Consider the following 14,821-nt stretch of genomic DNA (forward strand, 5'->3'; position numbering starts at 1 on the left):
GATCAATCCTGAGAGGCGGTGCCCTTGCGGCGTCGGATCGGGGCCGGGCGCACCTGGCCTTCGATCGCCTCATAGAGCTTGCCCACGATATTCTTGGCGGTGGATTTCTCGATCCCCTCAAAGCCCGGCGACGAGTTCACCTCGAGCACTTTGGGCCCGGCGCTCGACCGCAGGAGATCGACCCCGGCCATGTTGAGGTTGAAGGCGCGGGCGGCGCGCAGGGCGGTGTCCCGCTCTTCCTTGGTGATGCGCACCGATTTGGCGGTGCCGCCACGGTGCAGGTTGGAGCGGAAATCGCCATCCGCCCCGGTGCGTTTCATCGAGGCCACCACCTTGCCCGCGATCACCAGACAGCGGATGTCTTCGCCGGCGGCCTCCTTGACAAAATCCTGCACGAGAAAGTTCGCCTTGAGCCCGCGGAAGGCGTCGATGACGCTCTCGGCGGCCTTTTTGGTTTCGGCCAGAACCACGCCCTTGCCCTGGGTCGATTCCAGAAGCTTCACGATGAGCGGCGCGGTGCCCACCAGCCCGATGATGTTATGGGTGTCGCGGGGGCTTGCGGCGAAGGCGGTGTTGGGCATGCCGATCTTGGCGCGGGCCATGATCTGATGGGCGTAGAGCTTGTCCCGGCTGGCGGTGATGCCGGCCGAGCCGTTGACGCAATAGGTGCCGATGGTTTCGAACTGGCGCACGATGGCGGCGCCATAGGGGGTGATCGAGGCGCCGATGCGCGGGATCACCGCGTCGAACCGGGGCAGGCGCTTGCCGTCGTAATGGACCTCGGGGGCCATGGCGTTGATCGCCATATAGCAGCGCGTGGTGTCGATCACCTCGACCGTATGGCCGCGTTTCTCGCCCTCTTCGACAAGCCGGCGGGTCGAGTAATTGTCCTCGCGCGACAAGACCGCCACGCGCAGGGCGCGTTCGGGCGCCGCATGGCGCATCCGGGCGGAATGGTAGACGTCATAGCTCAGCTCGGGCTGCATGAAACGGTCGGTGGCGACAATGGAGATGTGATCCTTGAGCGCCTGACGGCCCAGGAGCATCCGCGAATTCATCGTGGCGCGGTTCGTGAGCGTGATCTCGATCGGCCAGCTTTCGCCCGCCACGTTCATCGGCGTCTGGATCACATAGCGGTTTTCCTTCTCGCCATTGGAGGAGGTGACATCGCGCCGGTCGATGATCGTGGCCGAGCAGGGGATCACCAGATCCTCGCGCCCCGGAATCGGGTGCAGGGTAAAGCGCACCTTGGGCTTGCTCTGCGGGCCGAAGGTTTCGATGTCGAACGCATGCAGCGCCGAGGTGCGCGCGCCGGTATCGACCTTGGCGCGGATCGCGGGCACGCCCAGACCGGGTAACGAAATCCATTCCTCCCAGCCGAATTGCAGCTGTTGCGGGGTGTCGTCATCGGTCATGGGATACTCCTTGGTACGTGCGTTTACTGGCGTCCCCCCATCATCGGGGATTCGCCGCGAGGTGCAACCAATGCCCCCGGAACGCCGTCCACACCAGTGGGAAAGATCACTGGTTGATATCTTCGTCGATATAGCGCGTCTGGTCATTCGGAGCGCGGAACACCCGTCGCAGGATCATCCACGCAATCAATGACAAAATCGCAAAGATCGCCAAGGTTGGCGCAAGCCCCGGCGCCCATGGCAGCACCAGAAAGACGAGCGCCATGACCGCCGCCGCCGCCGCAAAGCCGAGGAAGAGAAACCCCGGCAGAAACACCTCGAGTACGGCCAGCGCGAGCCCGGCAGAGAGCCAGACCCACCAGATTGTCCAGAGCTGGCCCATCATGCGCCTCCCTTGAGCATCTTGAACGCGTCACCGAAGGCTTCGAGCGCCTGGGCGGGCAGCACGATGGTCTGTTTGCCAGTGCCCGCGCCGAGCGCGTTGAGCGCCTCGACCTGTTTCAGCGCGACCTGATAGCGCGCGGCCTCCAACCCGTGATCGGCGATGGCCTTGGCCACCACCCCGGTGGCGAAGGCCTCAGCCTCGGCCTCGATCCGGCGGGCCTTGGCGCTTTGCTCGGCGGCGTAGAGTTCCGCATCGGCGTTGAGCTCGACCGCGCGTTTGCGGCCCTCGGCCTCGGTCACATGGGCGCGGCGGGCGCGTTCAGCGTTGAGCTGTTGCAGCATCGCGTCGCGGGTCGCCTGATCGAGATTGACGTCGAGGATCTCGGCCCGGGTGACTTCGATCCCCCAATTGTCGACGGCATCCTCGACCGTGGCCTTGATCGTCGAGATGAGCTGTGAGCGGTTCGACTGCACCTCGTCGAGATCCATCTTGCCGATCTCGGCCCGGACGATCCCGGCGACGGTGGTGGCGATGGCGGCATCGACGTCGCGGATGCGGTAGACCGTCTTTTCCGGCTGCACGATGCGGTAGAAGACCGAGGTTTCCACCTGCACCAGCACGTTGTCGCGGGTGATGGCGTCCTGGCTCGCCGTCGGCAATTGCCGTTCTAGGATAGAAATCCGGTGCCGCACCACATCAAGGAAGGGCACGATGATGTTGATCCCCGGCCCAAGCACCGAGCGCAGCCGCCCGAAACGTTCGACCACATGCTGTTCGGACTGCGGCACGATCTTGATGCCGCGGAAAATGATCACCACCACCAGCAGCGCCAGCAGCAGGTAGATCAGATTGGCAGAAAGGAAGTCGTTGAAAAAATCGGGGTCCATGAAAACTCACCTGTGAAGAGAAGGGACGGGATCAGACTGCGGCAGGGCGGGCGGTTTTACAAGGCTGCGGTTTCGGCCTAAAGGGGGCGCAAACCTGTTTGAGGAACGACCCATGACCCGCAGTTTCGGCTTTACGCTGTCCGCCACCGACGGGCGCGCCCGCACCGGCCGCATCGACACGCCGCGCGGCGAGATCCGCACGCCTGCCTTCATGCCGGTGGGCACGGCGGCGACCGTCAAGGCGATGATGCCCGAGAATGTCCGCGCCACCGGGGCGGATATCTTGTTGGGCAACACCTATCATCTGATGCTGCGCCCCGGCTCGGACCGGGTGGCGCGGTTGGGCGGGCTGCACAAGTTCATGAACTGGGAGCGGCCCATTCTGACCGACAGTGGCGGGTTTCAGGTGATGAGCCTCGCCGGGCTGCGCAAGCTCACCGAGGAGGGCGTCAAGTTCAAGAGCCATATCGACGGCTCGGTCCATAACCTCACGCCGGAACGGTCGATGGAAATCCAGGCCGAGCTTGGCAGTGACATCGTCATGTGTTTCGACGAATGCCCGGCCTTGCCCGCCGATGAAAAGCGCGTGGCCGAGAGCATGCGGCTCTCGATGCGCTGGGCGCAGCGGTCGCGCGACGCCTTTGGCGACCGGCCCGGTCATGCGCTCTTTGGCATCATGCAGGGCGGGCTCAGCCCTGAGCTGCGCGAAGAAAGCGCCGAGGCGCTGCGCGGCATCGGCTTTGACGGCTATGCGATTGGCGGTCTCGCCGTGGGCGAGGGGCAGGAGGCGATGTTCGACGTGCTCGACTATGCGCCGGGGCTTCTGCCCGAGGATCAGCCGCGCTACCTCATGGGGGTGGGCAAGCCCGATGATCTCGTCGGTGGGGTCAAGCGCGGCGTCGATATGTTCGACTGTGTGCTGCCGTCGCGGTCGGGGCGGACGGGGCAGGCCTTTACCCGCCGGGGCGTCGTCAACATCAAGAACGCGCGCCATCAGGACGATCCGAGACCTCTTGACGAGAGCTGTGACTGCCCCTGCTGCCGCAACTATAGCCGCGCCTATCTGCATCATGTGATGCGGGCCAAGGAAATCATCAGCTCGATGCTCATGACATGGCACAATCTGCATTATTATCAGGTGCTCATGTCCGAGATGCGGGAGGCGATTTCTGCAGGTCGGTTTGACACCTGGGAGGCCGGGTTTCACGCCGAGCGGGCGCAGGGCGATATCGAGCCGCTGTGATCGCTCAGGGGCCGTCCGGCAGGGGCGGGCCGGAAAATTTCGCAAGAAATGGAACCATTTGCCCGCGCCGCGCATTCCCTATGCAGACCACATCTGGAGGGGAAGATATGCATTTCGCGGTATTCATGCAGGGTTGGATCATGGTGGCAATTGTCGCGGCAACGACGCTCGCCTGATCCGTGATCCGGGGCCTGATATTTACGGGAAAGCGTCGCGCAAGCGGCGCTTTCTTGCGTTTCGAGGGATGGGGAAGGGACGTCTTGGCGCGGTTTGGCCAAAACGACCTTGCCCCCTTTCGGCGCAGAGGCCATTGTGGGGCACAGGCGGTTGAAAGGGGGCGTGAGACCCCCCAGATGTAGCCGGTAAACGGAGAGGATCGGGGCTGCCGCCCAGCGGGGCCAGTATCCTCTTGCCAAGAATAGGGTGCCAATGAGCGCCCGAGACAAAGGATAGAGCATGCAAGAGCCACTCAACGCTTCCTACCCGGTCCTGCCGCTGCGCGACATCGTGGTGTTTCCGCATATGATCGTGCCGCTGTTCGTGGGGCGTGAAAAATCCGTGCGGGCGCTGGAAGAGGTGATGCAGGACGACAAGCAAATTCTGCTGTCGAGCCAGATCGACCCGGCCGAGGACGAACCCGATACCGATGGCATCTATGCCACCGGGGTGCTGGCCAATGTGCTGCAGCTGCTGAAACTGCCCGATGGCACCGTCAAGGTGCTCGTCGAAGGCGTGGCGCGGGTGCGGATCAAGGATTACCTTGAAAACGACGAATATTTCGAAGCCACCGCCGAGTATCTCACCGAGATGCCGGGCGATCCGGCGACGATCGAGGCGCTGCTGCGCACCGTGAATGACGAGTTCGCGCGCTATGCCAAGATCAAGAAGAACGTGCCCGAAGAGGCGCTGAGCGCGGTGTCGGAAGCCGAAGAGCCCGCCCGTCTCGCCGATCTCGTGGCCGGTCATCTGGGCATCGAAGTGGCGCAGAAGCAGGATCTTCTCGAGACCCTGTCGATCAGCGAGCGGCTTGAGAAAGTCTATGGTCTCATGCAGGGCGAGATGAGCGTTCTGCAGGTCGAGAAAAAGATCAAGACCCGCGTCAAGAGCCAGATGGAGCGCACGCAGCGGGAATATTATCTGAATGAGCAGATGAAGGCCATTCAGAAGGAGCTTGGCGATGGCGAGGAGGGCGAAGGCGAAGTGGCCGAGCTCGAGGCGCGGATCTCCGAGACCAAGCTCAGCAAGGAAGCCCGCGAAAAGGCCGAGGCCGAGCTCAAGAAGCTCAAGAACATGAGCCCGATGAGCGCCGAGGCGACGGTTGTGCGCAACTATCTCGACTGGATGCTGTCGATCCCGTGGGGCGTCAAATCCCGCGTCAAGAAAGACCTGAGCCGCGCCGAGAGATCCTCGATGCCGATCACTACGGGCTCGAGAAGGTCAAGGAGCGGATCGTCGAATATCTCGCGGTGCAGCAGCGCTCGAAAAAGCTCAAGGGGCCGATCATGTGCCTTGTGGGCCCTCCGGGTGTGGGTAAGACCAGCCTCGGCAAATCCGTGGCCAAGGCGACGGGGCGCGAGTTCATCCGCATCAGCCTCGGCGGGGTGCGTGACGAAAGCGAGATCCGTGGCCACCGTCGGACCTATATCGGCTCGATGCCCGGCAAGATCATCCAGGCGCTGAAGAAGGCCAAGACCACCAACCCGCTCATCCTGCTCGACGAGATCGACAAGATGGGTCAGGATTTCCGTGGTGACCCGGCCTCGGCCATGCTCGAAGTGCTCGATCCGGAACAGAACGGCACCTTTGTCGACCATTACCTCGAGGTGGAATATGACCTCTCGAACGTGATGTTCCTGACCACGGCCAACAGCTATAATATGCCCGGGCCGCTCTTGGACCGGATGGAGATCATCCCGCTGGCCGGCTATACCGAGGATGAAAAGCGCGAGATCGCCAAGCAGCATCTCATCGCCAAACAGGTCAAGAACCACGGGCTCAAGCCCAAGGAATTCAGCCTGCGTGACGATGCGCTGACCGATGTCATCCGCCACTATACCCGCGAGGCGGGGGTGCGGAACCTCGAGCGCGAGCTGGCCAAGGTGGCGCGGAAAGCGGTGACCAAGATCGTCAAGAAAGAGGCCGAGCGCATCGAAGTGACGGCGGATAATCTCGACGATTTCCTCGGCGTGAAGAAGTACCGCTATGGTCTGGCCGAAGAGAAGGATCAGGTCGGTGTTGTCACCGGGCTGGCCTATACCTCGGTCGGTGGCGAGCTTCTCAACATTGAGGCGCTGCGTCTGCCGGGCAAGGGCCGGATGAAGACCACCGGCAAGCTTGGCGACGTGATGAAGGAATCGATCGACGCGGCCTCGAGCTATGTGCGCTCGATCAGCCCGCAGATCGGGGTCAAGCCGCCGAAGTTCGAGAAATGGGACATCCACGTGCACGTGCCCGAGGGGGCGACGCCCAAGGACGGGCCGAGCGCGGGGCTTGCCATGGTGACCTCGATCGTTTCGGTGCTGACCGGCATTCCGGTGCGCAAGGACATCGCTATGACCGGCGAGGTGACGCTGCGCGGCAATGCGCTGGCCATTGGCGGGCTCAAGGAAAAGCTTCTCGCGGCGCTGCGGGGCGGCATCAAGACGGTGCTGATCCCGGAGGAGAACGAGAAGGATCTGGCCGATATTCCTGACAATGTGAAGGAAGGGCTGACGATCATTCCGGTGACCCATGTGTCCGAAGTGCTCAAACATGCGCTGGTCGAGGCGCCCGAGCCGGTGGAATGGGATGAGGCCGCCGAAGAGGCAGCCGCCGCCGAGGCGGCGCTCAAATCCTCGGGCGGGGCCGAAGCCACAGCCCATTGATCTGGGTGAAGAGTAACGGAAAGCCCCCTGATTTCAGGGGGCTTTTTGTTTTGTCAAAGCCGACCCGCGAGCGCGGTGAGATCCGACAAGAGCCCTTCATACATCCGGCGTGCGGCGCGGATGCGGCGGTCTGGAAGGTTGCGGTTTTCCACCCGCAACAGCGCTTCGACCCCGAGGAAGAAGGGCAGCAGGATCTCGGCCTCGAAGGGGCTTAGCTCGAAACTGGTCTTGAAAGCCTGCGCCAGCGCGGCATCGACGCCCATCCAGCGCGCGCCCGAGGGCAGGAGACCGCGCCGCCCGAGATGCATCAGGAACCGCGCCATATCCTTGTAGATCGGCAGCCGGTGACTGCCGCCAAAGTCGATGCCCGAGAGGTGCCGCGCGCTGCGCAAGAGATTGTCGGGATGGAAATCGCCGTGGATGATCGCGACGCGCCAGTTCTGACCTGAAATATGTTTCTCAAGCTGTTCCAGAATAACAAGAATTTCGTCCTCGAGAGCGCGTAGATCGGCAAAGGGCTGTTTCGCGGCGGCCTTGGCGGCGCGGGCGCGCCAGGGGCCGGGACGGGCGGCGCGGTCTGCCTCGCTGTCCCGCGTGGCATGGCGCAACCATTGGGCCGCCTCGCACAGCATCGGCAGCGCCTCGGGCCCCGGCATCTGCCGCGCCAGCGCAAACAGCGGCTGCCCCTCCGCCCGCGACACGATCAGCGCGCCTTGGGCGGCGTTATAATAGAGCGGCTCGGCCATGGTCAGCCGTCCGTCCCGCAGATGCGGCCAGAGGCGGTTCATCTCTTCCCAGGTCTGATCAAGCCCGATGTCGACCGAGCCGGTGGAAAGTCGAAGAATGGCGTCCAGCCCATTGTATTTGCAATGCAAAACCGCATAACGCCCGGGCACGTTGCGGATGATCTCGCCAAATTCGACAGCCGCGAGAACGGGATCGGCGGCGGCGATCGCTTCGAGCCGCGCCGAGACGTCCATGAGCGCCGCGATATCGCTGGCCAAATTGGGGGTCTGGTTTTTGGTTTGGGGTCCGGTCATGGCGCAGCATCCCGCAGGGCGCGGTTGCGGTCAAGCTACGGTCGCGCGGGGCGCTTAGCGAATTGAACCCCGGCGCGGCTCTGGCTATGGTGCCGCGAACCCGCACGCGGGGCAGGAATCCTGCGTCTGGAAGAGGAGAGCGAGATGAGCACAGCCGATGTCAATGAAATGAGCTTTGAAGACGCCATGCGCGAGCTTGAGGCCGTGGTCAACAAGCTCGAACGCGGCGATGTGGCGCTCGAGGAATCGATCACCCTCTATGAGCGTGGCGCGCTTCTTAAAAAACGCTGTGAAAAGAAGCTCAAGGAAGCCGAAGAGAAGGTGGCCACCATCACGCTCGACGGGCAGGGACAGCCCACCGGCACGACGCCCACCAAGGAAATGTGACCATGCAAGAGCGTCTGGCGGAGGTGGCAGCCGGGGTTGCCGCCCATCTCGATCATGTTCTGGCGCCATTTGGCACGGGCGAGCTGGCGCAGGCGATGCGCTATGCCACCGAGGGCGGCAAGCGTCTGCGGGCCTATCTGGTGATCGAGGGCGCGCGGCTGCATGGGGTGCCGGCGGAACAGGCGATCTGGCCCGCCACCGCGATCGAGGCGCTGCACGCCTATAGCCTCGTGCATGACGACATGCCTTGCATGGATGACGACGATCTGCGCCGGGGCCGTCCGACGGTGCATCGCAAATGGGATGAGGCGACCGCCGTTCTGGTGGGCGATGCGCTGCAATCGCTGGCCTTTGAATGCGTGGCCGATCCGCGTGCGGGCAGTGGCGAGGTGCGGGCCGAGCTCTGCCTCGGGCTGGCACGCGCTGCGGGCGGGCAGGGGATGGTGCTGGGCCAGGCGCTCGATATCGCGGCTGAGACCGCCGGCACGCCGCTCAGCCTCGACGAGATCACCACGCTGCAGGCCGGCAAGACCGGTGCGCTCATCATCTGGTCGGGCATTGCCGGGGCGGTGATGGCGGGGGCAGATCCCGCGCCGCTCACCCGCTATGCGCAGGCCGTCGGTTTGGCTTTTCAGATCGCCGATGACATATTGGATGTTGAGGGCTGTGCCGAAGAAACCGGCAAGGCGGTGGGCAAGGATGCCGCGGCGGGCAAGGCGACCTTTGTGTCGCATCTCGGGCTGGCCGGGGCGAAATCCCGCGCAAGCGCCCTCATCGACGAGGCGATTGCCGCGCTCGATATATATGGTGAGGATGGCGATGACTTGCGGGCTCTGGCGCGCTTCGTTATCGCAAGGTCCAGTTGATTTCCCCCCAAAGGAGGGGTGTGCCAGATGTCTGATGCTCCAGTAACACCGATCCTGGACCGTGTTTCCAGCCCGTCCGATCTCAAGCGGATGTCCGATGCCGAGCTGCGTCAGCTGGCCGATGAGCTGCGCGCCGAGACAATCTCCGCCGTGTCGCAGACCGGGGGCCATCTGGGGGCGGGGCTTGGCGTGGTCGAGTTGACCGTGGCGCTGCATGCGGTGTTCGACGCGCCGCGCGACAAGATCATCTGGGACGTGAGCCATCAATGCTATCCGCATAAGATCCTCACCGGGCGGCGCGACCGGATGCGCACCCTGCGCCAGAAGGATGGGCTGTCGGGCTTTACCAAACGCTCCGAGAGCCCCTATGACCCGTTCGGCGCGGCGCATAGCTCGACCTCGATCAGCGCGGCGCTGGGCTTTGCCGTGGCGCGCGATCTGGGTGGCGCAAGCGAGACCGGCCATGGCGATGCGATTGCGGTGATCGGCGACGGTGCAATGAGCGCGGGCATGGCCTTTGAGGCGATGAACAACGCGGGCCATCTGAAGAAACGGATGATCGTCATTCTCAACGACAATGAGATGTCGATCGCGCCGCCGGTGGGCGCGCTGTCCTCCTATCTGAGCCGGCTCTATGCCGAGGCGCCGTTCCAGGAGCTCAAGGCTGCCGCCAAGGGCGCGGTGAGCTTGCTGCCCGGCCCGTTTCAGGAAGGCGCCAAGCGGGCGCGCGACATGCTGAAGGGGCTCGCCGTCGGCGGCACGCTCTTTGAAGAGCTGGGGTTCTCCTATCTCGGGCCGATTGATGGCCATGACATGGATCAGCTCTTGCCGGTGCTGCGCACGGTGCAGGATCGCGCGACGGGGCCGATCCTCATCCATGTGCTGACCAAGAAGGGCAAGGGCTATGGCCCGGCCGAGGCGGCGCGCGATGGCGGGCATGCGACCGCGAAATTCGATGTGGTGACCGGCAAGCAGAAGAAATCGCCGAGCAATGCGCCGAGCTATACGGCGGTTTTCTCCGACGCGATCCTCGCCCATGCTGCCGAAGATCAGCGGATCTGTGCGGTGACGGCCGCGATGCCCGATGGCACCGGGCTCAAGCTCTTCGAGGAACGCTATCCCAGTCGTTGTTTCGACGTGGGCATTGCCGAGCAGCACGCGGTGACCTTTGCCGCGGGGCTGGCCGCCGGGGGGCTGCGGCCCTTCTGTGCGCTTTATTCGACCTTCTTGCAGCGCGGCTATGATCAGGTGGTGCATGACGTGGCCATTCAGCGCCTGCCGGTGCGTTTCGCCATTGATCGCGCGGGGCTTGTGGGCGCGGATGGCGCGACCCATGCCGGGAGCTATGATGTGGCCTTTCTGGCCAACCTGCCGGGGATGGTGGTGATGGCCGCCGCTGACGAGGCCGAGCTTGTCCATATGGTGGCGACCGCCGCCGCCCATGACGAGGGCCCGATTGCCTTTCGCTATCCGCGTGGCGAGGGCGTGGGCGTCGAGATGCCAGACCGTGGCGTGCCGCTCGAGATCGGCAAGGGCCGGATCATCCAGGAGGGCAAGGGCGTGGCGATCCTGTCCTTTGGTACGAGGCTCGGCGAGGTGCGCCGCGCCGCAGAGGCGCTGGGCGCGCGCGGCATCACGCCGACCATCGCCGATGCGCGCTTTGCCAAGCCGCTCGACCGCGACATGATCCTCGATCTGGCGGCGCGGCATGAGGCGCTCATCACCATCGAAGAGGGGGCCGTTGGCGGCTTTGGCAGCCATGTGGCGCAGCTTCTGTCAGAGGAGGGCGTGTTCGATCATGGGCTCAAATTCCGCCAGATGGTGCTGCCCGATATCTTTATCGATCAGGCGAGCCCGGAGGATATGTACCGGGTGGCGGGGCTGAGTGCCGAGGATATCGAGGCCAAGGTGCTCGAGCTCTTGGGCGTGGCCCGGATCAGCGATCAGCGCGCCTGACCCTCGCAATCCTCGGATCAGCCCCTAGATTACTCCTGTCCCCCAAAGGGAGAGGAGAGATGCCCCGATTTCCAATGATATTTGCCTGCCTGGCGCTCTGGGCGCTGCCTTTGCAGGCGCTGGAGAGCTCGCAAGGCGCGTTGCGCGTCGAAGAAAAGGCGCAGGGGCTCTCTGCGCCTTGGGGGTTTGGATTTTTGCCCTCGGGCGAGGTTCTGATCACCGAGAAAGCCGGGCGGCTTCTGCGGCTCGACCCCGATGGAGGGTTGAGCGAGATCACCGGGCTCGGCGAGATTGCCAATCGCGGGCAGGGCGGGCTCTTGGATATTCTGGTGCCGGGTGCTTTCGAGACGCGGCGCGAGTTGTTCTTTACCTTCGCCAAACCGCAAGGGCAGGGTGAGGGCACGGCGGTGGCGCGGGCGCGGCTCAGCCCGGCGGGCGATGCGTTGCAGGACTGGACTGTGATATATGAGATGACGCCCGGGTCCAGCGGCGGACGGCATTTCGGCTCGCGCCTTGTGGAGGCCCGCGATGGCACGCTTTTTGTCACCATCGGCGAGCGTGGCGACAGGCCGTCGGCGCAGGATCTGAGCCGCGAAAACGGTTCGGTGCTGCGCATCAGCCGCGCGGGCGAAGTGCCGCGTGACAACCCGTTTGTCGGGCAAGAGGGCGTGCGCGGCGCGATCTGGTCCTATGGGCATCGCAACCCGCAGGGCGCGGCGCTCGACCTCGATGGGCAGCTCTGGGTGAGCGAACATGGCGCCAAGGGCGGTGACGAGGTGAACCGCGTGGTGAAAGGCGCGAATTACGGCTGGCCGGTGATTTCCTACGGGCGGCATTATTCCGGGGCCAAGATCGGCGAGGGCACGGCCAAGCCGGGGATGGAACAGCCCGCCCATTACTGGGACCCGTCGATCGCGCCCTCTGGCCTCATGATCTATTCCGGCGCGCTCTGGCCCGAGTGGCGCGGCGATGTGTTCACGGGCAGTCTCAAATTCGGGTTTCTGTCACGGCTTGACCCGTCCGAGAGCTCGGGCGACGGCTGGACCGAGGAACGGATCGAGGGGCCAGAGACCGGCCGGCTGCGGGATCTGCGCGAGGCGCCGGATGGGGCGATCTGGATCCTGTCGGAAGAGCAGGGCGCGCTCTATCGGCTCAGCCCGTAATTCGAGTCCGATAGGCCCGCGTCAGATCGACAGTCGCGAGGCCTGCGAGCCGCGTTCGCGATAGGGCGTGGTGTTGTAATGCGCCCGGTAGCATTTCGAGAAATGCGAGGGCGAGGAAAAGCCGCAGGCCAGCGCCACGTTGATCACCGTCATATCGGTCTGCATCAACAGGTTGCGCGCCTTTTGCAGCCGCAGCTCCATGTAATACCGCTTGGGCGAGCGGTTGAGATAACGCCGGAAGAGCCGTTCGAGCTGTCGCGTCGACATGCCCGCGTCCTTGGCGAGGATCGAGGGGCTGATCGGCTCTTCGATATTGCCCTCCATCATCTGGATGACCTGGCTGAGCTTGGGGTGGCGGACGCCGATGCGGGTCGGCACCGAGAGACGCTGTGTGTCCTGATCGGTGCGGATCGTGTTGTAGATGAGCTGATCGGCCACGGCATTGGCCAGTTTCTCGTCGTGATCCTTGGCGATGATATGCAGCATGAGATCAATGGACGAGGTGCCGCCCGCCGTGGTCATCCGGTTGCCATCGACGGTAAAGACCGATTTCGTCAAGTTCACCTCGTCGAATTCCTCGGCGAAACTGTCGTGGTTCTCCCAGTGGATCGTCGCCCGTTTGCCATCCAGAAGCCCGGCGCGCGCCATCGTGTAAGAGGCGGTGCAGAGCCCGGCCACCGGCAGCCCGCGACGGGCCTCGCGGCGCAGCCAGCTCAGCAGGCGTTTGGTGGTGGCGAGATGAATATCCATGCCACCACAGAGCATCACCGTGTCGTCGCGGTTGAGTTCGCTCAGCGGGATGTCGATCTGAAACCGCGAGCCGGCGGAGCAGGAAATCGTCTCTTCGGTGTCGCCAGAGACCTGCCATTCATAGATCGGTTTGCCGGCCATCCGGTTGGCAATACGCAGACATTCCACGGCCGAGGCAAAGCTCAGCAGGGTGAATCCCTCCATCAAAACGAACACAAAGCGCCGGGGCGCGTCTGCGTTGGACCCGCGGGTCTGTTTTGCCTGTACTGTCATCGGCCGCCACTCCGATTGGCTGTGGAATTGAACCGTCTTCTGTGAAATCGCGCACAAACACAAGGGGTCGCGCGGAATTTCCGGTTTTTACTATATCTCGGATATGGCGATTTGGCCCGTGGCGCGTTATATGGCTATTTCAGACTTCTGAAGGTGGAGAGAGAAGATGAGCGAGTGGCAGAAAAAAGGATGGCGCAACAAGCCGCGGATCCAGATGCCCGACTATCTGGATATGGATGCGCTGCAGGATGTCGAGGCGCGCCTTAGCCAGTATCCGCCGCTCGTCTTTGCAGGCGAAGCGCGGCGGCTCAAGGCCCAGCTTGGGGCGGCGGCGCGCGGCGAGGCCTTCCTGTTGCAGGGCGGCGATTGTGCCGAGGCCTTTGACCAATTCAGCGCCGATGGCATCCGTGACACGTTCAAGGTGATGCTGCAGATGGCGATGGTGCTCACCTATGGCGCCAAGGTGCCGGTGATCAAAGTGGGCCGCATCGCGGGCCAGTTCGCCAAGCCGCGTTCGGCGCCCACGGAAACCCAGGGCGATGTCGAGCTTCCGAGCTTCCGGGGCGATATCATCAACGAGCTGGACTTCACGCCCGAGGCGAGAATTCCCAACCCGTCCAAGATGTTGCAGGCCTATACTCAAGCAGCGGCGACGCTCAACCTGATCCGGGCTTTTTCAACGGGCGGCTATGCCGATGTGCATCAGGTCCATGCCTGGACGCTGGGCTTTACCGAGGGTGAGAAGGCCGCGCGCTATCGTGAGATGGCGAACCGGATCAGCGATACGCTCGACTTCATGAAGGCCGCCGGTGTCGACAGTGACAGCGCCCATACGCTGCAGACGGTGGATTTCTACACCAGCCACGAGAGCCTGCTTCTGGAGTATGAAGAGGCGCTGACGCGGGTGGATACGACCACGGGCAAATGGCTGGCGGGGTCGGGGCATTTCCTGTGGATCGGGGACCGCACGCGGCAGCCGGATGGCGCGCATGTGGAGTTCCTGCGCGGCGTGCAGAACCCGATCGGGTTCAAATGCGGACCGTCGATCACGCCGGAGGATCTCAAGCAGCTTATCGGCATTCTGAACCCGAAGAACGAGCCGGGCCGGATCACCCTGATCAACCGCTTTGGCGCGGGCAATGTGGGCGAACATCTGCCCAAGCTGATCCGCACCGTGGCCGAGGAAGGCTTTGACGTAACCTGGGTCTGCGACCCGATGCATGGCAATACGATCAAATCGGCCAGCGGCTATAAAACCCGGCCTTTTGAACGGGTTCTGCGCGAGGTGCGGGAATTTTTCGCGATCCACAAGGCCGAGGGCACGATCCCCGGCGGGGTGCATTTCGAGATGACCGGTCAGGACGTGACCGAGTGTATCGGGGGCGTCCAGGCGGTCAGCGAGGAAAACCTGAGCGACCGCTACCACACGGCCTGCGATCCGCGTCTCAACGCGTCGCAATCGCTCGAGCTGGCCTTCCTCGTGGCCGAGGAATTGTCGAGCCTGCGCGAGGACCGGCAAGCCGTCGCGGTGTAATTCAGCCGATACAAGAAACGTATAAAGGCGGGGGAAACCCCGCCTTTTTTTATGTCGG

General features: G+C 63.6%; 11 protein-coding genes and 1 pseudogene. 7 read left to right on the forward strand and 5 right to left on the reverse strand.

Translation table 11 applies throughout. From position 1 onward, the window contains the following. Positions 1-2 precede the first annotated feature (2 nt). From rimK to ISM_RS15335, 3 genes are all read right to left on the reverse strand, one after another. Positions 3-1,415: a 30S ribosomal protein S6--L-glutamate ligase gene (gene rimK, locus ISM_RS15325; protein ID WP_009815107.1), complete on the reverse strand. Its 1,413-nt coding sequence runs from the start codon at positions 1,413-1,415 to the stop codon at positions 3-5. A 106-nt stretch (positions 1,416-1,521) separates the two neighbouring features. Then, positions 1,522-1,800 (reverse strand): NfeD family protein, encoded by a 279-nt coding sequence (locus ISM_RS15330; RefSeq protein WP_198011672.1) that lies wholly within the window; start codon positions 1,798-1,800, stop codon positions 1,522-1,524. Further along, a complete protein-coding gene (locus ISM_RS15335) occupies positions 1,797-2,687 on the reverse strand; it encodes an SPFH domain-containing protein (RefSeq protein ID WP_009815109.1) in 891 nt (296 codons plus the stop codon). Before ISM_RS15335 ends, ISM_RS15330 begins: the two co-directional genes overlap by 4 nt. A 112-nt stretch (positions 2,688-2,799) precedes the next feature. Here ISM_RS15335 and tgt point away from each other — a divergent pair, with 112 nt between their 5' ends. Both tgt and lon read left to right on the forward strand, forming a co-directional pair. Further along, entirely contained in the window at positions 2,800-3,930 is a 1,131-nt protein-coding gene (tgt, locus tag ISM_RS15340) for a tRNA guanosine(34) transglycosylase Tgt (RefSeq protein ID WP_009815110.1), read from the forward strand. Between the two features lie 456 nt (positions 3,931-4,386). Beyond that, positions 4,387-6,794 (forward strand): annotated as a pseudogene (gene lon / locus ISM_RS15345) (endopeptidase La). A gap of 53 nt (positions 6,795-6,847) precedes the next feature. Here lon and ISM_RS15350 read toward each other — a convergent pair. Continuing rightward, positions 6,848-7,834, reverse strand: coding sequence for a phosphotransferase (locus ISM_RS15350; protein ID WP_009815114.1), 987 nt, complete (start codon positions 7,832-7,834; stop codon positions 6,848-6,850). A gap of 144 nt (positions 7,835-7,978) precedes the next feature. Here ISM_RS15350 and ISM_RS15355 point away from each other — a divergent pair, with 144 nt between their 5' ends. From ISM_RS15355 to ISM_RS15370, 4 genes are all read left to right on the forward strand, one after another. Continuing rightward, on the forward strand, positions 7,979-8,221 hold the full coding sequence (locus tag ISM_RS15355) for an exodeoxyribonuclease VII small subunit (protein ID WP_009815115.1): 243 nt from the start codon (positions 7,979-7,981) through the stop codon (positions 8,219-8,221). A 2-nt stretch (positions 8,222-8,223) separates the two neighbouring features. Further along, entirely contained in the window at positions 8,224-9,087 is an 864-nt protein-coding gene (locus ISM_RS15360; protein ID WP_009815116.1) for a polyprenyl synthetase family protein, read from the forward strand. Positions 9,088-9,114: 27 nt separating this feature from the next. Continuing rightward, entirely contained in the window at positions 9,115-11,043 is a 1,929-nt protein-coding gene (gene dxs / locus ISM_RS15365) for a 1-deoxy-D-xylulose-5-phosphate synthase (protein WP_040618139.1), read from the forward strand. Positions 11,044-11,117: 74 nt separating this feature from the next. Continuing rightward, a complete protein-coding gene (locus ISM_RS15370; protein ID WP_009815118.1) occupies positions 11,118-12,206 on the forward strand; it encodes a PQQ-dependent sugar dehydrogenase in 1,089 nt (362 codons plus the stop codon). A 21-nt stretch (positions 12,207-12,227) separates the two neighbouring features. Here ISM_RS15370 and ISM_RS15375 read toward each other — a convergent pair whose 3' ends face one another. After that, entirely contained in the window at positions 12,228-13,229 is a 1,002-nt protein-coding gene (locus tag ISM_RS15375) for a GlxA family transcriptional regulator (protein ID WP_009815119.1), read from the reverse strand. Between the two features lie 166 nt (positions 13,230-13,395). Here ISM_RS15375 and ISM_RS15380 point away from each other — a divergent pair, with 166 nt between their 5' ends. Next, on the forward strand, positions 13,396-14,763 hold the full coding sequence (locus ISM_RS15380) for a class II 3-deoxy-7-phosphoheptulonate synthase (RefSeq protein WP_009815120.1): 1,368 nt from the start codon (positions 13,396-13,398) through the stop codon (positions 14,761-14,763). The last annotated feature ends 58 nt before the right edge of the window (positions 14,764-14,821 follow it).

It is taken from the genome of Roseovarius nubinhibens ISM, from assembly GCF_000152625.1.
Lineage (GTDB): Bacteria > Pseudomonadota > Alphaproteobacteria > Rhodobacterales > Rhodobacteraceae > Roseovarius > Roseovarius nubinhibens.